Source organism: Stenotrophomonas sp. VV52 (assembly GCF_002893095.1).
Taxonomy (GTDB): domain Bacteria; phylum Pseudomonadota; class Gammaproteobacteria; order Xanthomonadales; family Xanthomonadaceae; genus Stenotrophomonas; species Stenotrophomonas aracearum.
The window spans coordinates 216,692-241,353 of the sequence record NZ_PKQQ01000006.1; the positions used below are offsets into that span (position 1 = coordinate 216,692).

Genomic DNA, 24,662 nt, shown 5'->3' on the forward strand with positions numbered 1-24,662 from the left:
CTCAGCCCCCGCCCCGCTGGCGCACGCTGCGCCACATGCGCGACAGCAGCGTGCCGCCGCCGCCCGGGGCACGCACCGCTGGCGCATTGGACTGGAAGTCCTCCACCGCGGCGTAGCCGCACAGATACGCCGGATGCACCACGTCGCGCACGGCATCGTCCCGTACATCCAGCAGGGTGGCGCACTCTTGCACGCTGCAGGCGCGCTTGAGCAGCAGCGAACACAACCGGAAGCTGTCGTGCTGGTTGCCGAGGACGCGGAAGTCGGGCCAGCGCAGCAGTTTGACCCGTGCGCCGCGTTTCAGGCGCGCGTCCAGGTCCTGCCAGTGCGCGGGACGCTGGCCCCACTGCCACAGCAACGGGCGCAGCGGCTGGCGTGGCAGGGCCCCGGCGAGCTCCTGGTAGCGGCGTTCGGAAAGACCATGCAGCGAGAGCATGTCGAACACGTCCGACAGGTCCTGCGCCAGGCTGGCGGCCGGTACTCCAACCGGCAGCACCATCTGGTCCTGCACGAAGTCCAGCAGCAGCTGCGGTTCGTCCTCCAGGACCAGCGCGGCATGCCCCTGCCGCGACTGCAGGCGTTCGCGCAACGCGCGCGTGATCGCCTTGGCCCCCTGTGCGCTGCGCGGTTCGTCGATGCTGTTGACCGCGGCCGGCATCCCCCGCAGCGCGCACTCGATGGCACTGTCGTCGAGTACGCCGCGATTGGCCCCCTGCCCCGGCCGCAGCTGGCCATCCTGGTCTTCCACCCAGAACTGGATGCGCGGACGTTCGCGCACCATGCGCAGCGCGGCGTTGCGCAGCGCCGGCGTGTCCTTGATCACCAGCAGGTCGCACTCATCAAGATCGCGACAACTGCGCACGGTGTCGGCCGGCAATGACGCGGCCACACGCAGGCGTTGCAGCAATGCACGTTCACCCTGGATATCCGATCCGACCACGAGAACCCTGGCCATCGCCCTTCCCCTGGTTGCGCTTCCCTGCCACCCCCACATGCGTGGCGGAGCACAGCGTGCCAGAACCCTGTTGGCGGGCGTCACGTATTTGCAGGCAAAAATGGAGGTTCGTGTCGGAAATGGGATTGCCAACAAAAAACCCGCGCCGGGGCGCGGGTTTTCGATCGATCACCGCTGTGGCGGGGGTCGAACCTTACAGCGCCGCCAGGGCCGCGTTGAAGGTGGTGCTCGGACGCATCGCGGTGCTGGCCTTGGCCACGTCCGGGCGGTAATAACCACCGATGTCCACCGGCTTGCCCTGCGCGGCAATGAGCTCGGCCACGATGGCCTGCTCGTTGTCGGTCAGTGCCTTGGCCAGCGGCGCGAAGCGGGCCTTCAGTGCGGCGTCGTCATCCTGCGCGGCCAGGGCCTGGGCCCAGTACAGCGCGATGTAGAAGTGGCTGCCACGGTTGTCGATGCCACCCAGTTTGCGCGAGGGCGACTTGTCGTTGTCCAGGAACTGGCCGTTGGCCTGGTCCAGGGTCTTCGCAAGCACGCTGGCACCGGCGTTGTTGTAGCGGTTGCCCAGGTGTTCCAGCGACGCGGCCAGGGCCAGGAACTCGCCCAGCGAATCCCAGCGCAGGTAGTCTTCTTCGACGAACTGCTGCACGTGCTTGGGCGCCGAACCACCCGCGCCGGTTTCGAACAGGCCGCCACCGGCCATCAGCGGCACGATCGACAGCATCTTGGCGCTGGTGCCCAGCTCCATGATCGGGAACAGGTCGGTAAGGTAATCACGCAGCACGTTGCCGGTCACCGAGATGGTGTCCTCACCCTTGCGGATGCGGTCCAGCGAGAACGCGGTGGCTTCCACCGGGGCCAGGATGCGGATGTCCAGGCCGCTGGTGTCGTGGTCCTTGAGATAGGTTTCGACCTTGGCGATGACCTGCGCGTCGTGCGCGCGTGCGGCGTCCAGCCAGAACACGGCCGGGGTGCTGCTCAGGCGCGCACGGTTGACCGCCAGCTTCACCCAGTCCTGGATCGGCGCGTCCTTGGTCTGGCACATGCGCCAGATGTCGCCGGTCTGCACGGCGTGCTCGAACACCACGGTGCCGGCGTCGTCGGTGACGCGCACGGTGCCGTCGGCCGGGATCTGGAAGGTCTTGTCGTGCGAGCCGTACTCTTCGGCCTTCTGTGCCATCAGGCCGACGTTCGGCACCGAGCCCATGGTGGCCGGGTCGAACGCGCCGTGCGCGATGCAGTCGTCGATGACGGCCTGGTACACGCCGGCGTAGCACCGGTCGGGGATGACGGCCTTGGTGTCCTGCAGCTTGCCGTCGGCATTCCACATGCCGCCGGAGTCGCGGATCATCGCCGGCATCGAGGCGTCGACGATCACGTCGCTGGGCACGTGCAGGTTGGTGATGCCCTTGTCGGAGTTGACCATGGCCAGGCCCGGACGCTTGCCGTACTCGGCGGCCAGGTCGGCCTTGATCGTTTCCTGGGTGGCTTCAGGCAGCTGCGGCAGGCGCGCGTACAGATCGCCGATACCGTTGTTGGGATCGAAGCCGGCCTGCGTGAGCACGTCGGCGTGCTTGGCCAGCACGTCCTTGTAGAACTCTTCGACGACCACGCCGAACATGATCGGGTCGGAGACCTTCATCATGGTGGCCTTCAGGTGCAGCGAGAACAGCACGCCCTTGGCCTTGGCGTCAACGATCTGCGCCTGCACGAAGGCAGCCAGTGCGTTGCGGCTCATCACGGCGGCGTCGACGATCTCCCCGGCCTTGACCGCGGTCTTTTCCTTCAGCACCACGACGCTGCCGTCGGCCTGCTGCAGTTCAATCTTCAGGTTGCCGGCGTTGGCCAGGGTGGCCGACTTTTCGCTGCCGTAGAAGTCACCGCCGTCCATGTGGGCCACGTGCGACTTCGATTCGGGCGACCACTTGCCCATGCGGTGCGGATGCTTGCGGGCGTAGTTCTTGACCGACAGCGGTGCGCGGCGGTCGGAATTGCCTTCGCGCAGCACCGGGTTCACCGCGCTGCCCTTGACCTTGTCGTAACGGGCCTTGATGTCGCGCGAGACGTCATCGGTGGGCACGTCCGGGTAGTTCGGCAGCGCAAAGCCCTGGTCCTGCAGTTCCTTGATCGCGGCCTTCAACTGCGGCACCGAGGCGCTGATGTTGGGCAGCTTGATGATGTTGGCGTCCGGGGTGGTCGCCAGCTGGCCCAGTTCGGCCAGGTGGTCGGCTTCCTTCTGGTCGTCCTTCAGGAAGTCCGGGAACAGCGCCAGGATGCGGCCGGACAGCGAGATGTCACGGGTTTCCACGGCAATGCCGGCGGTGGCGGTGTAGGCCTCGACGATCGGCAGCAGCGACTGGGTCGCCAGGAACGGGGCTTCATCGGTAAGCGTGTACAGAATCTTGGGCGTGTTCGACATGGGGGTCTGATGCTCTCCGGGTAACCCCCTCATTGTCGCGGTTTCGGACCCGGGGAGCAAAGCCGCGCCATACGCAAAGGTACTGGCCAATAAAAAAGACGCAGCCTCGCGGCTGCGTCCATCGTGAGCCCGTGCCGGGAGAGAGTCGGCGGGACTTACTTGACCTCGAACTCCTGCGGCGTTCCAGCCGCCTTGCCATCTACCATGACTTCCGCGCGGTACTTGCCCGTCGGCCAGCCGTTGGCATTCGTGAAGCTGATGTTGGTGGTCTCGGCACCGGTGGTGTTCAGTGCCTGGCTCTGCTCGCCTGCCACTTGGCCGTCCTGGTAGGTCAACTTGGCGCCGACATTGGCATTGTTGGCGGTGCCGTCGGTGCGGATCGAGACGATGATGATGTCCTTGGGCCCGAACATCGCGGTCGGCGCAACCGACTTGTCGGCAGCGGCGGTCTTGCCGACGCTGACAGCGGAGACGTTCACCGGCGCGGCAGCGGTCATCGGCTGCGGCGCGGCCGGTTCGGCCGGTGCAGTCGCAACCGGAGCTGCCGGCTGGGCGTTGTTGTCGGCGGTGTCTTCCTTCTTCTTGCAGCCGGCGAGCGCAACGGTGGCCAGCAGGGCGGCAAGAACGGCGGTACTGATGGACGTCTTCTTCATGGAATTCCTCCCTGGGAATGAGTGGCGTGCAGTTCGAGTGGGATCAGGATTTCGCCGGGATCTTCAGGACCTGGCCGGGCTGGATCTTGTCCGGGTCGTCCAGAAGGTCCCTGTTCGCCTCGAAAATACGGTTCCAGGCGTTGGCATCGCCCAGCTCGTTCTTGGCGATCTTCGACAGCGAGTCGCCCTTCTGTACGGTGTAGGTACTGCCCCCCACCTTTTCGGCCGTGGTATCGACCGAAGCGGTCACGCCGGAAAAATCGGCCTTCTCCACCTTTTGTGCAGTGGTATCGACGCTGGCTTTGACACCGGAGAAATCGGCTTTCTTGTCGGTACTCATCCACGCGCTCCTTTCTGGATATGACAACCTGGATGGCACTTTGTCACAGGCCTTGTTAATGGGGCATGGCGCGGACGTGAAGGATTCGGGCGCTTTTCTGAACAGGGCCCGGGGCGGCGGCCGGCCACGCTAAAATGGCCGCATGAATACCCCCCAGGACTCCAGCCTCGGTCGCGAGGTTGCTTACCCCTCCCACTACGATCCCGCCCTGCTCTTCCCGATCCCCCGCCGCGCCGCGCGCGAGGAGATCGGGGTGGACGAGGCCCACCTGCCGTTCGTCGGCCACGACCGCTGGCAGGCCTATGAGCTGAGCTGGCTGGACCGGCGCGGCAAGCCGCGGGTGGCGGTGGCCACGGTCAGCGTGCCGTGCACCTCGCCGAACCTGATCGAATCCAAGTCGTTCAAGCTGTACCTCAACTCGCTCAACAGCACCCGCTTCGACGACGACGAACAGGCCCGCCAGCGCATTGCCGGCGACCTGTCGGCCTGTGCCGGGGCGGTGGTGAACGTGGTGTTCGGGGTGCCGCCGCTGGTGGACGGCGCCGAGGGCGAGTCGCTGGACGAACTGGACGTGGCGATCGAACGCTACGGCCCGCCCGCGCCGGAGTACCTGTCGGCCAATGCCGGCCAGGTGGTGACCGAGACCCTGAGCTCGGCCCTGCTCAAGTCCAACTGCCCGGTCACCGGGCAGCCGGACTGGGCCAGCGTGAGCGTGCGTTATCGCGGTCCGCGCATCGACCGCGAAGGCCTGCTGCGCTACCTGGTGAGCTACCGCGAACACGCCGAGTTCCACGAACAGTGCGTGGAACGGATCTTCAACGAGATCACCCTGCGCTGCCAGCCGGAATGGCTGGAGGTGGAGGCGCGTTACACCCGTCGGGGCGGGCTGGACATCAACCCGTGGCGGGCCAGCGCCGGCATCGAAGCGCCGGCGCGGACCGTGCGGGAAATCCGGCAGTAACACGCAAATAAATCGGGTGGAGAGCCCCCTTCTTGTTGAAGGGGGCGCCCCGAAGGCGGGGGGCTAAGGTGGAATGCTCGGATCTCAAGGCGCCGAAGGCGAATTGAGATAGTCCAAAGACACCTGCAACAGCGCCCGCAACCCCACATCCAGCGCCTTCTCGTCCAGCAGGAACTTCGGCGAATGGTTGGCCGGGGCGGTGGCCGGGTCGATGCCTTCGCTGGTGGCGCCGACGAAGAAGAACATGCCCGGCACCTGCTGGGCGTACAGCGAGAAGTCTTCGGCGCCCATCTGCAGCGGCGGTTCGTAGACGTTGGCTTCGCCGACCACGGCCTGCAGGCTGGGCAGCATGCGCGCGGTCAGCGCCGGGTCGTTGACCGTGGCCGGGTTGCCTTCGGCCTCGTAGATCTCGGTCTGCGCCTTGGCGCCATGCGCGGCGGCGGTGTGCTCGGCCACGTTGCGCAGGTCGGCGAAGATCTGCTGGCGCATGCCCTCGTCGAAGGTGCGGATGGTACCCACCATCTCCACTTCATCGGGAATGATGTTGTAGCGGATGCCGCCCTTGATCGCACCGAAGGACACCACGGCCGGCTGCTTGGAAATATTGGAACGACGGCTGACGATGGTCTGCGCGGTACCGACCAGGTCGGCGGTGGCCACGATCGGGTCGACCCCGTTCCACGGCGCCGAACCATGGGTCTGGCGGCCGATCACCTTGATCCCGAAGCGGTCTGAAGCAGCCATCAGCGGGCCGCTGCGGACCGCGATCTGCCCGGCCTGGACGCTGGAGAACACATGCAGGCCGAACACCGCATCCGGCTTGAAGTCGGCGAACAGGCCTTCCTTGAGCATCAGCGAGGCGCCGCCTTCTTCCGGTGCCGGCGCGCCTTCCTCGGAGGGTTGGAAGATCAGCATCACTTCGCCGGGCAGGTTGGCCTTCATCTTGACCAGTGCGTCGGCCACGCCGAGCAGCGTGGCGGTGTGCGCGTCGTGGCCGCAGGCGTGCATCACCCCGACCGGCTCACCGCGGTAGGTGCTGGTGGCCTTGGAGGCGAACGGCAGCCCGGTCTGTTCGGTCACCGGCAGCGCGTCCATGTCGGCCCGCAGGGCGATGCGCGGGCCGGGCTTGCCGCCCTTGATGATCGCGACCACGCCGTGGTGGGCAATGCCGGTCTTGGGCTTCAGGCCCATCGCGCGCAGCTGTTCGGCGACCTTGGCGGCGGTGCGCTCTTCGCGGTTGGACAGCTCCGGGTGCTGGTGGAAGTCGCGGCGCCACTCCACCACCTGGGCCTGCAGGCGGGCGGCGGCGGCGGTGACTTCGGGGCGCTCGGCCGGGGCGGCGGCGGCCAGCGCGGGGGAGGCCAGCAGCAGGGCGGACAGCAACAGCGACAGACGGGGCATGCAGGTCTCCACGGAAGGCAGGAAGGGTGATGAACCTGAATGTAGGGCATCCGCTTGGTTTGCGCTGTAACTTTCGAGGCCCTGGCGCGTTGGAGACTGGGGCGCGGCGGGACGTCTGGCGGTCGCCACGATTGAACCTTGAAGGCCTTCGCCGGTCTGACCGCCCGTCCCATCCGTCATGCATTCAGGGTCACGCCGGACGGGTATCCTTCGTACCTGCCAACCGGGCCCCGCCCTTCGCCTGCCTCAGGAGTTTTTGAATGTCGCGTTTCTGGAAGATCGTGCTGCTGGTGATCGCAGTGCTGGTGGTCGGGCTGGTCGGCATGCGCATGCTCGGCGGCGGCAAGGCGAAAGACGCCAAGGGCGGCCCGCAGGCCGAGGCCGGCAAGGACGGCGAGCGCGACAACGGCCCGGTACCCGTGACCGTGATCGACGCCGCCCGCCAGGACGTGCCGGTGTATGCCAGCGCGCTGGGCACGGTAAGCGCGATGAACACCGTGACCGTCAGCCCGCAGGTCGGCGGCCAGCTGCTCAGCATCAACTTCAAGGAAGGCCAGGAAGTGAAGCAGGGCGACCTGCTGGCGCAGATCGACCCGCGCACCCTGCAGGCCAGCTATGACGAAGCCGCCGCTGCCAAGAAGCAGAACCAGGCGCAGCTGGCCACGGCCCGCTCCAACTTCCAGCGCTCCAATTCGCCCGAATACCGCCAGTACGTCGCCAAGACCGACCTGGACACCCAGCGCAACCAGGTGGCCCAGTACGAAAGCGCGGTCGCGGCCAATGAAGCCAGCATGCGCGCGGCCCAGGTGCAGCTGCAATACACCCGCGTAACCGCGCCGATCTCCGGCATCGCCGGCATCCGCGCGGTCGACGCCGGCAACGTGGTCAGCGCCGGTACCGCGATTGTCACGCTGACCCAGGTCCACCCGATCCACGTGGTGTTCAACCTGCCCGAGCGCCAGCTGCCGGACGTGCGCCAGGCGCAGCAGGCCGGCCCGGTGACCATCGCCGCGCTCGACCGCAACGACGCCCACGTGCTCACCGACGGCGGCACGCTGGACGTGGTGGACAACCAGATCAGCAGCGACAGCGGCACCTTCCGTGCCCGCGCCCTGTTCGACAACAAGGACAACAGCCTGTGGCCGGGCCAGTTCGTCAACGTGCGCATGCAGCTGCGCACGATTGCCGGTGGCGTGGTCATCCCCACCCAGGCGGTGATGCGCGGCCCGGACGGCGAGTACGTCTACATCGTCAAGCCGGACAATACCGTGGCCATGCAGACCGTGAAGAGCGGCGTGGAAGTGGGCGACAGCCACGTGCAGGTCACCGAAGGCCTGAAGGGCGGCGAGCGCGTGGTCAGCGAAGGCCAGTTCCGGCTCAAGCCGGGCAGCAAGGTCACCGCGCTGAAGCCGGGCGAAACCCCGGCCGCCCCGACCGAGGCCGAGCTCAAGGCCGCCGCGCAGAAGCAAGGCGGCGGTGGTCGCCGTGGCGGCGGCCCGCGCTGACCGCGCGCCCCGTGTCCGCGACGCCGGCCCGCTGGTCGGCGTTCGTGTCCTGCATCGCCGTTTGACGTAACAGCAAGGATCCGCCCGTGGGCTTTTCGACGATCTTCATCCGCCGCCCCATCGCCACCTCGCTGCTGATGGCGGGCCTGCTGCTGCTCGGCATCCTGGGCTATCGCCAGTTGCCGGTGTCGGCGCTGCCGGAGATCGACGCGCCCAGCCTGGTGGTCACCACCCAGTATCCCGGTGCCAACGCCACCACCATGGCCTCGCTGGTGACCACGCCGCTGGAGCGCCAGTTCGGGCAGATCTCCGGGCTGGAGCTGATGACCTCCGATTCCTCGGCGGGGTTGTCCACGATCATCCTGCAGTTCTCGATGGACCGCGACATCGACATCGCCGCGCAGGACGTGCAGGCAGCGATCCGCCAGGCCACCCTGCCCTCGTCGCTGCCCTACCAGCCGGTCTACAACCGGGTGAACCCGGCCGACGCGGCGATCATCACCCTCAAGCTCACCTCCGACACGCGCCCGCTGCGCGACGTGAACAACTACGCCGACTCGATCCTGGCCCAGCGCCTGTCGCAGGTGCAGGGCGTGGGCCTGGTCTCGATCGCCGGCAACGTGCGCCCGGCCGTGCGCATCCAGGTCAACCCGGCGCAGCTCTCGAACATGGGCCTGACCCTGGAAGACCTGCGCAGCGCGCTGACCCAGGCCAACGTCAACGCGCCCAAGGGCTCGCTCAATGGCAAGACGCAGTCCTACAGCATCGGCACCAACGACCAGCTGACCAGCGCCGCCGAGTACCGCGAGACCATCATCAGCTACAAGAACGGCGCACCGGTGCGGCTGTCGGACGTGGCCCAGGTGATCGACGGGGTCGAGAACGACCAGCTCGCCGCCTGGGCCGACGGCAAGCCGGCAGTGCTGCTGGAGATCCGTCGCCAGCCCGGTGCCAACATCGTGCAGACCGTGGAGCGCATCCGTGCGCTGATGCCGCAGCTGCAGAACGTGCTGCCGGCCGACGTGCACCTGGAGGTGTTCTCCGACCGCACCGAAACCATCCGCGCTTCGGTGCATGAAGTGCAGTTCACCCTGATCCTCACCATCGGCCTGGTGGTGGCGGTGATCTTCGTGTTCCTGCGCCGGCTGTGGGCGACCATCATTCCCTCGGTGGCGGTGCCGTTGTCGCTGGCCGGCACGTTCGGGGTCATGGCATTCGCCGGCATGTCGCTGGACAACCTCTCGCTGATGGCGCTGGTGGTGGCTACCGGCTTCGTGGTCGACGATGCGATCGTGATGATCGAGAACATCGTGCGCTACATCGAACAGGGCAGGAGCGGCCCGGAGGCGGCCGAGATCGGCGCACGCCAGATCGGCTTCACCGTGCTCTCGTTGACGGTCTCGCTGGTGGCGGTGTTCCTGCCGCTGTTGCTGATGCCGGGCGTGACCGGGCGGCTGTTCCACGAGTTCGCATGGGTGTTGAGCATCGCGGTGGTGCTGTCGATGCTGATCTCGCTGACCCTCACCCCGATGATGTGCGCTTACCTGCTCAAGCCCGACGCGCTGCCCGAAGGCGAAGACGCACACGAGCGCGCGCATGCAGCCGGCAAGCAGACCGTGTGGAGCCGCACCGTGGGGCTGTACGAGCAGAGCCTGGACTGGGTGCTGGACCACCAGCGCCTGACCCTGGCCGTGGCGGCCGGCGCGCTGGTGCTGACCGTGGTGCTGTACATCGTGATCCCCAAGGGCCTGCTGCCCGAACAGGACACCGGGCTGATCACCGGCGTGGTCCAGGCCGACCAGAACATTGCCTTCCCGCAGATGGAGCAGCGCACCCAGGCGGTGGCTGAAGCGTTGCGCAAGGACCCTGCAGTGACCGGCGTGGCCGCCTTCATCGGCGCCGGCAGCATGAATCCCACGCTCAACCAGGGCCAGCTGTCGATCGTGCTCAAGGAACGCGGCGACCGCGATGGCCTGGAAGACATCCTGCCGCGCCTGCAGCAGGCGGTGGCCGGCATTCCCGGCGTGGCGCTGTACCTCAAGCCGGTGCAGGACGTGACCCTGGACACCCGCGTGGCCGCCACCGAGTACCAGTACTCGCTGTCGGACGTGGACAGCGCGCAGGTCGCGCTGCAGGCCACGCGCCTGACCGAGGCGCTGCGCCAGCGTCCGGAACTGGCCGACGTGGACAACAACCTGTCCAACCAGGGCCGCGCCCTGGAGCTGACCATCGACCGCGACAAGGCCAGCGTGCTGGGCGTGCCGATGCAGACCATCGACGACACCCTGTACGACGCGTTCGGCCAGCGCCAGATCTCGACCATCTTCACCGAACTCAACCAGTACCGCGTGGTGCTGGAAGTAGCGCCCGAGTTCCGCACCAGCACCGCGCTGATGAACCAGCTCGCCGTCGCCTCGAACGGTGCAGGCGCGCTGACCGGCAGCAACGCCACCAACTTCGGCCAGGTCACCTCGTCCAACTCGTCCACCGCCACCGGCATCGGCGCGCAGAACACCGGCATCCCGGTCGGTGCCGGCGACATCATCCCGCTGGCGGCGCTGGCAGAAGGCAAGGTCACCAGCACGCCGCTGGTGGTCAGCCACCAGCAGCAGCTGCCGGCGGTGACGGTGTCGTTCAACATCGCGCCGGGCTACTCGCTGTCCGACGCGGTCAAGGCGATCGAAGAAACCAGGGCCAGCCTGGACATGCCGTCGCAGGTGCATGCGCAGTTCATCGGCAAGGCCGCCGAGTTCACCGGCAGCCAGACCGACGTGGTGTGGCTGCTGCTGGCGTCGCTGGTGGTGATCTACATCGTGCTCGGCGTGCTGTATGAAAGCTACATCCACCCGATCACGATCATCTCCACCCTGCCCCCGGCCGGCGTGGGTGCGCTGCTGGCGCTGATGGTGTGCGGGCTGAGCCTGTCGGTGGACGGCATCGTCGGCATCGTGCTGCTGATCGGCATCGTCAAGAAGAACGGCATCATGATGGTGGACTTCGCCATCGAGGCACGCCGTGCCGGCGCCAACGCGCACGAAGCGATCCGCCGCGCCTGCCTGCTGCGCTTCCGCCCGATCATGATGACCACCGCCGCGGCCATGCTCGGCGCGCTGCCGCTGGCGCTGGGCACCGGCATCGGCTCGGAACTGCGCCGCCCGCTGGGCATCGCCATCGTCGGCGGCCTGCTGATTTCGCAGCTGGTCACGCTGTACACCACGCCGGTGATCTACCTGTACATGGAGCGCTACTCCGAGTGGCTGCGCCAGCGCCGTGAACAGCGCGCGCTGCGCAACGGCACCGCGCAGGACCACGCGTGAACATCTCCGGCCCGTTCATCCGCCGCCCGATCGGCACCGCGCTGCTGGCCATCGGCCTGTTCGTGGTCGGCCTGATGTGCTACCTGAAGCTGGGCGTGTCGGCACTGCCGAACATCCAGATTCCGGTGATCTTCGTGCACGCCAGCCAGTCCGGCGCGGATGCCACCACCATGGCCTCCACGGTGACCGCACCGCTGGAGCGCCACCTGGGCCAGCTGCCGGGCGTGGACCAGATGCGCTCGTCCAGTTCCGAAGGCAGCTCGCTGGTGTTCATGGTGTTCCAGAGCGGAGTCGACATCGACTCGGCCGCGCTGGACGTGCAGACCGCGATCAATTCGGCACAGGCCGACCTGCCCTCCGGGCTCGGGTCGCCGATGTTCCAGAAGGCCAACCCGAACGACGACCCGGTGATCGCGATCGCGCTGACCTCGCAGACGCAGTCGGCCGACGAGCTGTACAACGTGGCCGACTCGCTGCTGGCCCAGCGCATCCGCCAGATCAGCGGCGTTTCTTCGGTGGATATCGCAGGTGCGTCTACGCCCGCCGTGCGCGTGGACGTCAACCTGCGCCTGCTCAACGCGCTGAATCTCACCCCGGACGACCTGCGCAATGCCGTGCGCGCGGCCAACGTGACCTCGCCCACCGGCTTCCTCAGCGACGGCAACACCACCACCGCGATCATCGCCAACGACTCGGTGGCGCGCGCGGCCGACTTCGCCAACCTGGTAATCAAGACCCAGGACGATGGGCGGGTGATCCGCCTGAAGGACGTGGCCAACGTCTACGACGGCCAGCAGGACGCCTACCAGGCGGCCTGGTTCGACCACAAGCCCGCGGTAGTGATGTACGTGTTCACCCGCGCCGGCGCAAACATCGTAGAGACAGTGGACCGGGTCAAGGCGCAGATTCCGATGCTGCGCGACTACCTGCAGCCAGGCACCACGTTGACCCCGTACTTCGACCGCACCCCGACCATCCGCTCCTCGCTGCATGAAGTGCAGATCACCCTGCTGATCAGCCTGGCGATGGTGATCCTGACCATGGCGCTGTTCCTGCGCCGGCTGGCGCCGACCCTGATCGCGGCGATCACCGTGCCGCTGTCGCTGGCCGGTGCGGCGCTGGTCATGTACGTGTTCGGTTTCACCCTGAACAACCTGAGCCTGCTGGCGCTCGTGATCGCGATCGGCTTCGTGGTCGACGATGCGATCGTGGTGATCGAGAACATCATGCGCCACCTCGACGAGGGCATGCCGCGCATGCAGGCGGCGTTGACCGGTGCGCGCGAGATCGGCTTCACCATCGTGTCGATCACCGCCTCGCTGGTGGCGGTGTTCATTCCGCTGCTGTTCGCCAGCGGCATGGTCGGCGCGTTCTTCCGCGAGTTCACCGTGACCCTGGTGGCGGCGATCGTGGTGTCGATGATCGTCTCGCTGACCCTGACCCCGGCGCTGTGCAGCCGCTTCCTGAGCGCGCATGCCGAGCCGGAGAAGCCGTCGCGGATCGGTCGTTTCCTCGACGCCACCCACGACCGCATGCTGCGGGTCTACACAGTGTGCCTGGACTTCTCGCTGCGCCACGCGCTGCTGCTTTCGCTGACCCCGATCCTGCTGATCGTGGCCACGGTGATGCTGGCCGGTGCGGTCAAGAAGGGCTCGTTCCCGCCGCAGGACACCGGCCTGATCTGGGGCCGCGCCAACTCCAGCGCCACGGTCTCGTTCGAGGACATGGTCAACCGCCAGCGCCGCATCACCGACATGCTGATGGCCGACCCGGCGGTGAAGACCGTGGGCGTGCGCCTGGGCAGTGGCCGGCAGGGCTCCAGCGCGCAGTTCAACATCGAACTGAAGACCCGCAAGGAAGGCCGCCGCGAAACCACCGCGCAGGCGTTGGCACGGTTGAGCGCCAAGGCCGACCGCTACCCGGACCTGGAACTGCGCCTGCGCGCGATCCAGGACCTGCCCAGCGACGGCGGCGGCGGCAACAGCCAGGGCGCGCAGTACCGCGTGTCGCTGCAGGGCAACGACCTGGCCCAGCTGCAGGAGTGGTTGCCGAAGGTGCAGGCCGCGCTGAAGAAGAACCCGATGCTGCGCGATGTCGGCACCGACGTGGACACCGCCGGCCTGCGCCAGAACATCGAGATCGACCGGGCCAAGGCCGCGCGCCTGGGCGTGTCGGTCGGCGCCATCGACGGCGCGCTGTACGGCGCGTTCGGCCAGCGCCAGATTTCCACCATCTATTCGGACATCAACCAGTACAGCGTGGTGGTCAACGCGCTGCCCGAGCAGACCGCCACCCCGCGCGCGCTCGACGAGATCCACGTGCGCGCCGGCAACGGCGAGATGATTCCGATCACCGCCGTGGCACGGCAGGTGCCGGGGCTGGCGCCACCGCAGATCACCCACCAGAACCAGTACACCACCATGGACCTGAGCTACAACCTGGCGCCAGGCGTGAGTACCGGCGAAGGCGAGGCGATCATCAAGTCCACCGTGGACGGCCTGCGCCTGCCCGGCGACATCCGCATCAGCGATGGCGGCGGCTTCAACGTGCAGCTCAACCCCAATTCGATGCTGATCCTGGTGCTGGCCGCGATCATCACCGTGTACCTCGTACTGGGCATGCTGTACGAAAGCCTGGTGCATCCGGTCACCATCCTGTCCACGCTCCCGGCGGCAGGCGTGGGTGCACTGCTGGCGCTGTTCGTGACCAATACCGAGCTGTCGGTGATCTCGATGATCGCGCTGGTGCTGCTGATCGGCATCGTCAAGAAGAACGCGATCATGATGATCGACTTCGCGGTGGTGGCCCAGCGCGAGCACGGCAAGAGCCCGCTGGAAGCGGTCCGCGAAGCCAGCATCGTGCGCTTCCGCCCGATCATGATGACCACCATGGTCGCGATCCTGGCCGCAGTGCCGCTCGCGATCGGGCTGGGCGAGGGCAGCGAACTGCGCCGCCCGCTCGGCATCGCGATGATCGGCGGCCTGCTGTTCTCGCAGAGCCTGACCCTGCTCAGCACCCCGGCGCTGTACGTGATCTTCTCGTGCCTGCAGCAGCATTGGCGCGGCTGGCGGGCACGGCGCCGCGAGAAGGTGGCCCTGCGGCGTGCAGCGCGCGCATGACCGTTATTTGACGGAAGACACCCAAAAGAGAACAATTCGCATCAGCCACGGTCCTGCCGCGCCTCGCGCACCGCGCTGAATCCGCCTTCCGCGGGCAGTGCCCCGACTCAGCCACGCCCTCTTCTTTCCGCCATCCACCGATCGCGGACGGTGTGCTGCTGTCCGCAGAGGACCCCCACTACATGCGTGCTTCCGTTCTTCCGCGCCGTGCCCTGCGCCCGGCCCTGCTTGCGCTTTCACTGTCGCTGGCCTGCACCACCCACGCCCAGTCCCGCTCGGCCACCGAGCTGGACGCAGTCAAGGTCACCGCCGAACGGACCCACACCGACACCGGCGCACTGGGCGACCGCCCGGTACGCGATACCCCGTTCGCGATCTCGGTGATCGGCCGCGAAGACATCGAGAAGCGCCAGGTGGTCTCGCTGGGCGAGGCCTTCCTGACCGACCCCTCGGTGGTCACCCAGGTCAGCGCCTACGCCAGCGGCTGGAGCTCGCCGATCCGCAACCGCGGCATCGACCTCAGCTACGACAGCTACCGCGTCAACGGCCTGCAGGTCTCGTCCTGGGGCACCGAATGGCCGCTGGAAGTGATGGAGCAGGTGGAATTGCTGAAGGGTCCGGGCGGTTTCATGTACGGCTTCGGCCAGCCCGGCGGCATCATCAACTACGTGACCAAAAAACCCACCGACACCTCGACCTTCTCCGCCCAGCTCGGCTTGCGCGAACAGGGCATCGTCAGCAGCCAGGTCGATGCAGGCGGTCGCTTCGGCAACGAACAGATGTTCGGCTACCGCTTCAACGCCTACCAGGAGAAAGGCGAGACCTTCAACGGCGGCGAGGTCGACCGCAAGGTCGGCGCGTTGTCGCTGGACGCCCGCCTGAGCGACAGCCTCACCTGGACCTTCGACGGCGTGTTCCAGCAGCGCGACCTGGGCGAAGAGTCGCCGCAGTACTACTTCATCGGCCTGACCGAACTGCCGCGCCCGATTGCCGGCGACGTCAACAACGCCATCCCCGGCACCTTCTACGACACCCGCTCCAGCCTGCTCTCCACCGCCCTGCACTGGCAGATCAACAGCGACTGGAAGACCAGCCTGAGTTACGGCTACACCTCGTCGTGGAACGACGTGAACAAGATCTTCGCCTACATCGACGACGTGAACGGCGATTACGACATCAACGCCTACGAGCTCGGCGGCAAGAGCGAGTGGAAGCTCGCCCAGGCCATCGTGCAGGGCCGCTTCCAGACCGGCCCGCTCTCGCACCAGCCGGTGGCCGGCGTCTCGCACCAGACCGGCCTCGGCTGGGACCGTCCGTACGAATGGAACACCATCGGCCGCGGCAACCTGTACCAGCGCCCCACCCTGCGCCACGACGCGGTCGGCTCCCACGAACTGACCCGCGGCAGCGAAACCATCCAGCAGGCCGTGTTCCTCAGCGACACCGTCGACGTCGGCCACGGCTGGTCGCTGCTGGCTGGCGCCCGCTACAACGACTTCGAGAACAAGGGCAGCTACCACACCTACCCGGTCACCCCGACCTACGCGGTCATGTACAAGCCCGCCGACGAAGTCACCCTGTACACCAGCTACGTCGAATCGCTCGAAGCCGGCAGCCGCGTCGGCAGCGACTACATCAACGCCGGCGACGTGCTCGACCCCACCATCAGCAAACAGTTCGAGATCGGTGCCAAGATCGAATACCCGCGCTGGAACGCCAACGCCGCCGCCTTCCGGCTCGAACGCGGCGCCAACATCGACCGCCTGACCAGCGCCGGCAAACTGCTCGTGCAGGACGGCATCACCCTGTACGAAGGCGTGGAGGTCAGCGGCAACGTCCTCCTGAGCGACGCCTTCAGCCTCGGCGGCGGCGTCACCTGGCTCGACCCCACCTACGACAAGCTCTCACCCGACAGCATCACCCAGCAGGGCAACCGCACCGCAGGCGCCGCACGCTGGAACGGCGTGGTGCACGCCGATTACAGCGTGCAGCAGGTCGAAGGCCTGAGCCTGTACGCACTCGCCCGCTATTACGGCGATGTGTATTACGACGCCGAGAACACCCTGAAGCTGCCGGATTACACCCTGGTCAACGCCGGCGTGGGATACCGCATGCAGGCGAACGGACATCCGGTGACGTGGCGCGCGAGCGTGGAAAACCTGGCCAACAAGAAGTATTGGTCGAACGCCGGCATAGGCCTGCCGCGAACCTTTGCAGTGAGCGTAAGGTTTGATCTGTAATTGATTCTCCCATCCGCACGCGACCCTGTGTGGGGGCGGCCGCCGGGTAGCCCCCGGAGAGACGCTAGAAAACATGGATGTTTTCTAGCAGCCCCCATGGATGGGTTCACGGCGTGTCTCGGAGCGGGGCTGCCCGGTGGCCGCCCCAGCCCGTAGCAATTGAGACGCTGCCTTTCGCGCAATCCAACAGTCCCTCGCCGCCGCGATGCAGGATTCACCGCGATGACGCAATAATGAGGCGCCCCCGCACCACGAGTCCGCATGTCTGCCCGAGAATCCCGCCTGAGCCGCCTGTGGGCGCATGAGAAGGCCAGCTATGGCCTGCGGGTCTTCATCGCATTGTCCGCCGCCATGGGCGTGTGCTGGCACCTCGACCAGTTGCCCGCCCTGCCCGGCGTGTTCCTCGGCATCATCGCCAGCGCCATTGCCGAAACCGACGACAACTGGTGGGGCCGGACCAAGTCCGTCGCCCTCTCCCTGCTCTGCTTCATCGCCGCTGCCGCCGCCGTCGTCCACCTGTTCGCCTGGCCCTGGCTGTTCATCGCCGCCCTCGCCCTGGCCACCTTCAGCCTGACCCTGCTCGGCGCCCTCGGCGAACGCTACGCCTCCATCGCCCAGGCCACCGTCACCCTCGCCATCTACACCATGATCGGCCTCGAACAGCATGGCGCCGCCGACCGCGCCCAGGCCTTCAACGCCGTCAGCCACCTGCTTGCCGGCGCCCTCTGGTACGGCCTGCTCTCCATCCTCTGGACCGCCCTGTTCGCCAACCGCCCCGTACGCGAACGCCTCGCCCGCCTCTACATCGAACTCGGCCGCTACCTCCAGCTCAAGGCCGACCTGTTCGAACCCGTGCGCGACGCCGACGTCCAGAAGCGCCAGCTTGCCCTCGCCGAACAGAACCGCCGCGTCGTCGACGCCCTCAACACCGCCAAGACCGCCATCCTCGCCCGCTTCGGCCGCTCCGGCCGGCCCGGCGTCCAGTCCGGCCTGTACCTGCGCCTCTACTACATGGCCCAGGACTTCCACGAACGCGCCAGTTCCTCCCACTACCCCTACGGCGCCCTCACCGACGCCTTCTTCCACAGCGACGTCCTGTACCGCTGCCAGCGCCTGCTCGCCCTGCAGGGCGAAGCCTGCGCCAGCCTCGGCACCGCCATCCGCCTGCGCCGCCCCTTCGACTACGGCGAACGTACCCGCCAGGCCACCGCCGACCTCACCGACTCCCTCGCCTGGCTGCGCGCCCAGCACAACCCCCAATGGCAGCGCCTGCTGTCCTCCCTCGACCTGCTCGGCCACAACCTGCAGAGCATCGAACGCCGCCTCTCCGAAGCCGCCCAGTCCGAATCCACCCTCGACAACGTCGACACCCGCCTGCGCGACACCAACCCGCATACCCTGCGCGAAATGGGCGTGCGCCTCCGCCAGCAGCTCACCCCCGGCTCCGTGCTGTTCCGCCACGGCCTGCGCATGGCCATCGCCCTGATCGTCGGCTTCATCGCCATCCGCCTGTTCAACACCCAGAACGGCTCCTGGGTCCTGCTCACCATCGTCTTCGTCTGCCGCCCCAACTTCGGCGCCACCCGGCAACGCCTTGCCCAGCGCGTCGCCGGCACCCTGATCGGCCTCGTCCTCACCTGGGCCCTGCTGCAGCTGTTCCAGGACCTGCGCCTCGAACTGCTGATCGCCCTGCTCTCGGCCCTGCTGTTCTTCTTCACCCGCAGCGACCGCTACCTGGTCGCCTCGGCCGCCATCACCGTCATGGCCCTGACCTGCTTCAACCTGATCGGCGACGGCTTCCTGCTGATCTGGCCGCGCCTGGTCGACACCCTGCTCGGCTGCGCCATCGCCGCCGCCGCCGCGTTCCTGATCCTGCCCGACTGGCAGGGCCGCCGCCTCGACCTGGTCATGGCGCGCGTGCTGCAGCGCTGCGCCGGCTACCTGCAGGCCGTGCTCGGCCAGTACGGCAGCGGCATGCAGGACGACCTCGCCTACCGCGTTGCCCGCCGCGACATGCACAACGCCGACGTCGCCCTCTCCACCGCCCTGTCCAACATGCTGCGCGAGCCCGGCCACGTGCGCGGCAACCTCGACGCCGGCTTCCGCTTCCTGGCCCTGTCCAATACGCTGCTGGGCCACCTGTCCGCACTCGGCGCCCACCGCGCGCAGCTGGACAGCTACGCGCAGGACACGTTGGCGCGCTCCAGTGGCGAGCGCGTGCAGCAGGCGATGCAGGAGATCGCCGGTGCGCTGGAGCGGCGCGAGGCGGTCGATGAAAGCGCGAACAACGCCGACCGCGCCTTGGCCGAACAGCTTGAACAGGTCACCGACGACATGCCGCCGAAGCTGCAGCTGATTCGTACCCAGATCGCGTTGATGCTGCGGTTGCTGCCGAAGCTGCGTGGGGCGGCGAATGAGGTCGGCGCACCGCGCCGCAACGCATTTGACGCCCCGCGATGACGAACGCGTCGCCACGCGCCCGCACAATGAATTCCCGGAACCGTAGCGCCGGGCTCTGCCCGGCTGCGTGATAGTCTGCCGGCTCGCAAGGAGATCCCATGTCCGGCCACAGTCAGTTCGCCCTGCTCCGCCAGCGCCGCTTCCTGCCGTTCTTCATCGTCCAGTCGTTGGGTGCCTTCAACGACAACGTGTACCGCCAGGCCATCATCGGCCTGCTGTTCTACCTTGGCGTCAGCCAGGAAGAACAGTCGCTGTACACCACGCTGGCCCCGGCCATCTTCATCCTGCCCTACTTCCTGTTTTCCGCCCTCGCCGGCCAGATCGCCGAGAAGCTGGAGAAATCGCGCCTCATCGTGATCACCACCACCATGGAGATCGCGATCATGTCGCTGGCCGCCGTCGGCTTCCTCACCCAGAACATGCCGATCCTGCTGGTGGCGCTGTTCTGCACCGGCCTGCAGTCCACCCTGTTCGGCCCGGTGAAGTATTCCGTGCTGCCCTCGGTACTCAAGCCGGAAGAACTCACCGGCGGCAACGGCCTGGTGGAAATGGGCACCTCCATGTCGATCCTCACCGGCATGATCAGCGGCGGCATCATCTTCACCCTGGCCGGCAGCTTCGGCCCGGTCGTGGCCGCCACCGCCGTGATCGGCCTGGCCATTGCCGGCAACATCACCGCGCGCATGATTCCCAAGGTCGACGCCGGCGCGCCGGACCTGAAGATCAACTGGAACCCGATTCCCGAATCGCTCGCCGTGCTGCGCCTGGCCAAGAAGCAGAAGGCCGTGGCCAACGCCATCCTGGGCGTGTCCTGGTTCTGGTTCGTCGGCACCATGCTCACCTCGCAGCTGCCCACCTACGCGGTGGTCAACCTCGGCGGCGAACCCACCCTGTACATCTTCGCGCTGGCGCTGTTCTCCATCGGCACCGGCGTCGGCTCGCTGCTCTGCGAAAAGCTGTCCGGGCGCACCGTGGAAATCGGCCTGGTGCCACTCGGTGCATTCGGCATGACCGCCTTCATGCTCGACCTGTATTTCGCGCGCGCCGGCACCGCCACCGCCGCTGGATTGGGCGTGGCCGAGTTCGTCTCGGCGCCGGGCAGCGTGCGCATCATCGTCGATCTGGTCGGCATCGGCCTGTTCACCGGCTTCTTCGTGGTGCCGCTGTTCGCGTTGATCCAGAGCCGCACCCCGAAGTCGGAAATGTCGCGCGTGTTCGCCGCGCTCAACATCCAGAACTCCGGCTTCATCGTCGCCGCCGCCATGATCGCGCTGGCCACCCAGAAGTTCCTGCACTGGACCATTCCGCAGTTGTTCCTCGCGTTGGCCATCGCCAACGCCGTGGTGGCGATCTACATCTTCACCATCGTTCCCGAATTCCTGATGCGCTTCCTCAGCTGGGTGATGGTGCGCTTCCTGTACCGGTTGCGCCCGCATGGCATCGAAGCGAACGTGCCCGACGAAGGGGCCGCGCTGATCGTGTGCAACCACGTCAGCTACATGGACGCGCTGATCCTGTCGGCGACCATCCCGCGCCCGGTGCGCTTCGTCATGTACTACAGGATCTTCAACATTCCGGTGATGCGCTGGATCTTCCGCACCGCCAAGGCGATTCCGATCGCCGGCGCACGCGAGGACCCCGCGCTGATGCAGGCCGCGTTCGACGAAGTGGACCGTGCGCTGGCCGAAGGCGAACTGGTCTGCATCTTCCCCGAAGGCGCACTCACCCGCGACGGCGAAATGGCCGCGTTCAAGTCGGGTGTGGAGAAGATCCTGGAACGCCGGCCGGTTCCGGTGGTGCCCATGGCATTGCGCGGCATGTGGGCCAGCATGTGGAGCCGGCGCGACAGTCGCCTGGGACGGATGCGGGTGCCGCGCCGCCTGCGCGCGCACATCGAGGTGATCGCCGGGGTACCGGTGGACGGTGCCACCGCGACGGCGGAAGGGCTGGAAGCGCAGGTCCGCGCACTGCGCGGCGATCAAGGCTAAAACCGACAAAACAAGCCGGATCGTGCAAGCAACGGGCCGCATGCGGCCCGTTTCCGTTCGTGCACGCATGGGAAAAATCCCAAAACGGGGGCATGTAAACGCATACATCCGTCGGAACTTCGGTTAGATTACCGGCCATAGGGGGTGTCTATTGGCGTTGGGAGATGCCAAGGGACAACCAATGGAATGGAGCCGTACTTGAATCATCTGCCGCCACCGACCCCGTCGGGTGTAGTCGTTCCCAACAACCTTGTGTGGGCGATCCTGACCACGCTGTTCTGCTGCCTGCCGTTGGGCGTGGTGTCGATCGTGTATGCCGCGCAGGTCGATGGCCGCCGCGCCGCCGGCGACGTGGCCGGGGCGTATGCCGCATCGCGCAAGGCCGCGGGGTGGGCATGGGCATCAGCGCTCGCGTTGCCGGTACTGCTGCTGTTGTGGTTTGGCTTGTTCGGCGGCATTGCCGCGCTGGGCGCTCTTTCCGAACTCTGAAACACCTTCTGTTCAACCCACCCTTGAAAATGGAGCTTCATCGATGAACGCCACTGCCCCGCAAGTCCCCAACAACCTGGTCTGGGCCATCCTCACCACCCTGTTCTGCTGCCTGCCGGCCGGCATCGTCTCGATCGTGTTCGCCGCGCAGGTCAACGGCAAGCTGGCCGCCGGTGACATCGCCGGTGCGCAGGAGTCGTCGGACAAGGCCAAGAAGTGGGCCATGTGGTCGGCCATCATCGGCGTCGTCGGCATCGTCCTGTACATCGTCCTGGTGATGGTGATGGGCGTTGGCGGCGCGATGAGCGGCAACTACTGATCGCACCCTGGACGGCCCGGTCCGGCGCCCCTGCGGGGTGTCCGGCTCGGGCCGTTCTGCCGTCATGACGATGCCTTCCCGTTCCGTTCTGTCGCGCTGGGCGCCGCTGGCGATCAGTGCCGGCCTCGCCGCCGGCGCGGCCGTGGTGCTGCGCCATGTCAGCCCGTATGCCGCGAACAGTCCGCTGCCGGGGTGCCCGTTGTATGCATTGACCGGGATCTACTGCCCGGGCTGCGGCAGCACGCGCTGCCTGTATTCGCTGGTGCATCTGGACTGGGCCGGCGCGATGGCGATGAATCCGCTGCTGGTGATTTCGCTGCCGTTCCTGCTGTTGATGCTGCTCAACAACGCGGGCGTGCGCGTGCGTGCGCTGGACCCGTTGATGCGGGTGCTGGCCAATCCGATGGTGTGGTTGGTGGTGTTGGTGGGGTATGCAGTGATGCGTAACCTGCCTTGGTATCCCTTCAGTTTGCTTGCGCCGGGCGTGGCATAGACCGCTTGGGTCGGCCAACGGCCGACGCTACCGGCGGGCGGTGCATCAACCTTGTTTACGTCACCCAGCCTGCGATCACCAGCAGGGCGAGGGCGGCCATCCATAGCAGCAGCATGCGCCAGACCAGGCTCATGGCATCACGCAGCTCGGGCAGGCGGCGCCATACCGGCACCATGCCGGCATCGCTGTAATCGTGCGCGTCTTCGCGCAGTTCGGCGCTGACACTGGCGCGCGCAACCGCGCCCAGGAAGTCGGTCGACGCCACCCAGCGGTTGCCGTGCGCGTCGCGCCACGCCTTGAAGGCGGTGTCGAAGTTGCCGACCAGCGCCATCGACAGCGACATCAGCTGCGCCACCGGCCACTCCAGCCATGACAGCACCTGGCGTGCGCCCACCACGGTTTCCACGTCGGCCAGCGAACGCATCGGACCGACCGCCAGCAGGGCCAACAGGCGGTACGCCAGCGCCCCGACCGGGCCCAGCAGCAGGAACCAGAACAGCACCGCGAACCAGCGCCGCAGCGCATTGAGCAGGGTCGCCTCGACCAGCGACGGCACGTCCTCGTGCAGGCTGCCGCCGGCCGACTGCAACTGGCCAATGGCGGCGTGCCGGGTGGGCGCGTCGTCGGCGTCGATCACCGCTTCCACGTCGCGGTCCAGGTCGCGCGGGCCCCAGCAGATCACCAGCGTGGCAATGCCCAGCAGCAGCGACGGCAGGCCGAACAGGCGGTCGTGGAACAGCCACTGCAGCAGCGCCATGGCCACCACGAACGGCAGCAGCGCCAGCACCCAGCCGTGCCGGCCGCGCCAGGCGCCGGCCTCCGGGGCATGCGCGTCCAGCCACTGCAGCCAGCGCCGGTAGAGGCCGAACCGGCGCAGCGCCACTGCCGCGGCAGGCGCGACGTGGCCCAGGGCCAGGGCGACCAGGACTGCGACCAGGGTGGTGAACATGACTGCCTCCGTTCGGTTTCTGGCCGCTACTATGCCGTGCGCTCCGGCCATTCCCCGGGGCCACAGGTAATGTACGCCGCCCCGTGTTCAGGCAGCGGCAACGCTTCGCCCCGGGTCACCCGACCTGGCGGCGGTACCAGTGTTCGATCAGGCTGCGCGAAATCGAGATCGGCGGCGACAGGCGGATCCCCTGCCCGTCGTCCTCGATGTCCCGGGCCAGCGCGGCGCCCACTTCTTCGGCGGTGAACCAGCGCGCGTCTTCGAGCTCGCCGTTCACGGTCGGGATGTCGTTTTCGGCAGTTGCACTGAAGCCCAGCATCAACGCGCCCGGGAACGGCCACGGCTGGGTGCCCAGGTACTGGCAGTGCCGCACCCGCACCTTGCTTTCCTCGAACACCTCGCGGACCACGGTCTGCTCCAGCGATTCGCCCGGCTCGACGAACCCGGCCAGCACCGAGTAACGGCGCGGCGCCCAGTTGGCCTGGCGGCCGAGCAGCAGCCGCCCGTCGTTCTCCACCGCCACGATGACCGCCGGGTCGACCCGCGGGTAGTGTTCGGTGTTGCACTTGGCGCAGCGGCCGATGAAGCCGCCCCGGGTGAAGGCCACGGCGCCGCCGCACACGCCGCAGAAGCGCGTGCGCGATTGCCAGTAGGACATGCCGCGTGCGTAGCAGAAGGCGCTGGCGTCGGCAGCCGACCAGGTGGTGGCCGACTCGCGCAGGTCCACCCGCTGCGGCGCGGTGGCATCCACCGCGGCCGATTCCACCGAGAACCACGCCTGCTGGCCGCGCAGGCCCAGGAAGATCGCCGTGCCGGGGCCGCCGCCGAGCTCGGCACCGGTCAGCGCCAGCGGCTGGCCGTCGTCCCCTGCCAGCGCGCGACCATCGGCATCGATGACCAGCACGCGCGCCTGAGGCCACAACTGCAACAACGCGTCGGCGTTGTCGCGCATCGTGTCGGCGCGTTCAAGGGGATCGGTGGTGAATGCAAAACCGGCCAGCGGCAGGGAGATGTTGGACATCCGCAAAGCCTGCCGCGATTCAACCGGAACAGC

17 protein-coding genes are annotated in these 24,662 nt (G+C 67.2%); 10 read left to right on the plus strand and 7 right to left on the minus strand.

Annotated features, from left to right (window positions below):
• Nucleotide 1: 1 nt before the first annotated feature.
• From C2U58_RS12015 to C2U58_RS12030, 4 genes are all read right to left on the minus strand, one after another.
• Nucleotides 2–955: a hypothetical protein gene (locus tag C2U58_RS12015; RefSeq protein ID WP_102946067.1), complete on the minus strand. Its 954-nt coding sequence runs from the start codon at nucleotides 953–955 to the stop codon at nucleotides 2–4.
• A gap of 193 nt (nucleotides 956–1,148) precedes the next feature.
• Nucleotides 1,149–3,374: an NADP-dependent isocitrate dehydrogenase gene (locus C2U58_RS12020; RefSeq protein WP_102946068.1), complete on the minus strand. Its 2,226-nt coding sequence runs from the start codon at nucleotides 3,372–3,374 to the stop codon at nucleotides 1,149–1,151.
• A 155-nt stretch (nucleotides 3,375–3,529) separates the two neighbouring features.
• The gene (locus C2U58_RS12025; protein ID WP_102946069.1) at nucleotides 3,530–4,027 is read right to left on the minus strand and encodes a hypothetical protein; all 498 of its coding nucleotides are present in this window, start codon (nucleotides 4,025–4,027) and stop codon (nucleotides 3,530–3,532) included.
• Nucleotides 4,028–4,070: 43 nt separating this feature from the next.
• The gene (locus C2U58_RS12030; RefSeq protein WP_070208523.1) at nucleotides 4,071–4,367 is read right to left on the minus strand and encodes a LysM peptidoglycan-binding domain-containing protein; all 297 of its coding nucleotides are present in this window, start codon (nucleotides 4,365–4,367) and stop codon (nucleotides 4,071–4,073) included.
• Between the two features lie 142 nt (nucleotides 4,368–4,509).
• On the opposite strand from C2U58_RS12030, the gene queF reads away from it, so the two are divergent.
• Nucleotides 4,510–5,328: an NADPH-dependent 7-cyano-7-deazaguanine reductase QueF gene (queF, locus tag C2U58_RS12035; RefSeq protein ID WP_102946070.1), complete on the plus strand. Its 819-nt coding sequence runs from the start codon at nucleotides 4,510–4,512 to the stop codon at nucleotides 5,326–5,328.
• An 84-nt stretch (nucleotides 5,329–5,412) separates the two neighbouring features.
• Here queF and C2U58_RS12040 read toward each other — a convergent pair whose 3' ends face one another.
• Complete coding sequence (locus C2U58_RS12040) at nucleotides 5,413–6,729, minus strand: M20 family metallopeptidase (RefSeq protein WP_102946071.1); 1,317 nt, start codon at nucleotides 6,727–6,729, stop codon at nucleotides 5,413–5,415.
• Nucleotides 6,730–6,989: 260 nt separating this feature from the next.
• Between C2U58_RS12040 and C2U58_RS12045 the strand changes: the two genes are divergently transcribed.
• The 9 genes from C2U58_RS12045 (at nucleotide 6,990) to C2U58_RS12085 (ending at nucleotide 22,659) form a co-directional block, all read left to right on the plus strand.
• The gene (locus C2U58_RS12045) at nucleotides 6,990–8,234 is read left to right on the plus strand and encodes an efflux RND transporter periplasmic adaptor subunit (RefSeq protein WP_102946072.1); all 1,245 of its coding nucleotides are present in this window, start codon (nucleotides 6,990–6,992) and stop codon (nucleotides 8,232–8,234) included.
• Between the two features lie 86 nt (nucleotides 8,235–8,320).
• Entirely contained in the window at nucleotides 8,321–11,551 is a 3,231-nt protein-coding gene (locus C2U58_RS12050) for an efflux RND transporter permease subunit (protein WP_102946073.1), read from the plus strand.
• A complete protein-coding gene (locus C2U58_RS12055; protein WP_102946074.1) occupies nucleotides 11,548–14,670 on the plus strand; it encodes an efflux RND transporter permease subunit in 3,123 nt (1,040 codons plus the stop codon). The genes C2U58_RS12050 and C2U58_RS12055 overlap by 4 nt, the downstream gene beginning before the upstream one ends.
• Nucleotides 14,671–14,852: 182 nt before the next feature.
• Nucleotides 14,853–16,910: a TonB-dependent receptor gene (locus tag C2U58_RS12060; protein WP_102946145.1), complete on the plus strand. Its 2,058-nt coding sequence runs from the start codon at nucleotides 14,853–14,855 to the stop codon at nucleotides 16,908–16,910.
• Nucleotides 16,911–17,171: 261 nt separating this feature from the next.
• Entirely contained in the window at nucleotides 17,172–19,370 is a 2,199-nt protein-coding gene (gene yccS, locus C2U58_RS12065) for a YccS family putative transporter (protein WP_102946075.1), read from the plus strand.
• Between the two features lie 98 nt (nucleotides 19,371–19,468).
• Nucleotides 19,469–21,358, plus strand: a complete 1,890-nt coding sequence (locus tag C2U58_RS12070) for an MFS transporter (RefSeq protein WP_102946076.1) — start codon at nucleotides 19,469–19,471, stop codon at nucleotides 21,356–21,358.
• Nucleotides 21,359–21,565: 207 nt separating this feature from the next.
• Entirely contained in the window at nucleotides 21,566–21,847 is a 282-nt protein-coding gene (locus tag C2U58_RS12075) for a CD225/dispanin family protein (protein ID WP_246233529.1), read from the plus strand.
• A gap of 43 nt (nucleotides 21,848–21,890) precedes the next feature.
• Nucleotides 21,891–22,166, plus strand: coding sequence for a CD225/dispanin family protein (locus C2U58_RS12080; protein ID WP_102946077.1), 276 nt, complete (start codon nucleotides 21,891–21,893; stop codon nucleotides 22,164–22,166).
• A 64-nt stretch (nucleotides 22,167–22,230) separates the two neighbouring features.
• A complete protein-coding gene (locus C2U58_RS12085; protein ID WP_102946078.1) occupies nucleotides 22,231–22,659 on the plus strand; it encodes a DUF2752 domain-containing protein in 429 nt (142 codons plus the stop codon).
• 55 nt (nucleotides 22,660–22,714) lie between these two features.
• Here C2U58_RS12085 and ampE read toward each other — a convergent pair whose 3' ends face one another.
• Both ampE and nudC read right to left on the minus strand, forming a co-directional pair.
• A complete protein-coding gene (gene ampE / locus C2U58_RS12090; RefSeq protein WP_102946079.1) occupies nucleotides 22,715–23,608 on the minus strand; it encodes a regulatory signaling modulator protein AmpE in 894 nt (297 codons plus the stop codon).
• 115 nt (nucleotides 23,609–23,723) lie between these two features.
• Entirely contained in the window at nucleotides 23,724–24,629 is a 906-nt protein-coding gene (gene nudC, locus C2U58_RS12095; protein WP_102946080.1) for an NAD(+) diphosphatase, read from the minus strand.
• Nucleotides 24,630–24,662 lie beyond the last annotated feature (33 nt).

Coding starts and splice junctions, on each gene's coding strand:
- C2U58_RS12015 (WP_102946067.1), bottom strand. CDS start 955: ATGGCCAGGGTTCTCGTGGTCGGATCGGATATCCAGGGTGAACGTGCA.
- C2U58_RS12020 (WP_102946068.1), bottom strand. CDS start 3,374: ATGTCGAACACGCCCAAGATTCTGTACACGCTTACCGATGAAGCCCCG.
- C2U58_RS12025 (WP_102946069.1), bottom strand. CDS start 4,027: ATGAAGAAGACGTCCATCAGTACCGCCGTTCTTGCCGCCCTGCTGGCC.
- C2U58_RS12030 (WP_070208523.1), bottom strand. CDS start 4,367: ATGAGTACCGACAAGAAAGCCGATTTCTCCGGTGTCAAAGCCAGCGTC.
- queF (WP_102946070.1), top strand. CDS start 4,510: ATGAATACCCCCCAGGACTCCAGCCTCGGTCGCGAGGTTGCTTACCCC.
- C2U58_RS12040 (WP_102946071.1), bottom strand. CDS start 6,729: ATGCCCCGTCTGTCGCTGTTGCTGTCCGCCCTGCTGCTGGCCTCCCCC.
- C2U58_RS12045 (WP_102946072.1), top strand. CDS start 6,990: ATGTCGCGTTTCTGGAAGATCGTGCTGCTGGTGATCGCAGTGCTGGTG.
- C2U58_RS12060 (WP_102946145.1), top strand. CDS start 14,853: ATGCGTGCTTCCGTTCTTCCGCGCCGTGCCCTGCGCCCGGCCCTGCTT.
- yccS (WP_102946075.1), top strand. CDS start 17,172: ATGTCTGCCCGAGAATCCCGCCTGAGCCGCCTGTGGGCGCATGAGAAG.
- C2U58_RS12070 (WP_102946076.1), top strand. CDS start 19,469: ATGTCCGGCCACAGTCAGTTCGCCCTGCTCCGCCAGCGCCGCTTCCTG.
- C2U58_RS12080 (WP_102946077.1), top strand. CDS start 21,891: ATGAACGCCACTGCCCCGCAAGTCCCCAACAACCTGGTCTGGGCCATC.
- C2U58_RS12085 (WP_102946078.1), top strand. CDS start 22,231: ATGACGATGCCTTCCCGTTCCGTTCTGTCGCGCTGGGCGCCGCTGGCG.
- ampE (WP_102946079.1), bottom strand. CDS start 23,608: ATGTTCACCACCCTGGTCGCAGTCCTGGTCGCCCTGGCCCTGGGCCAC.
- nudC (WP_102946080.1), bottom strand. CDS start 24,629: ATGTCCAACATCTCCCTGCCGCTGGCCGGTTTTGCATTCACCACCGAT.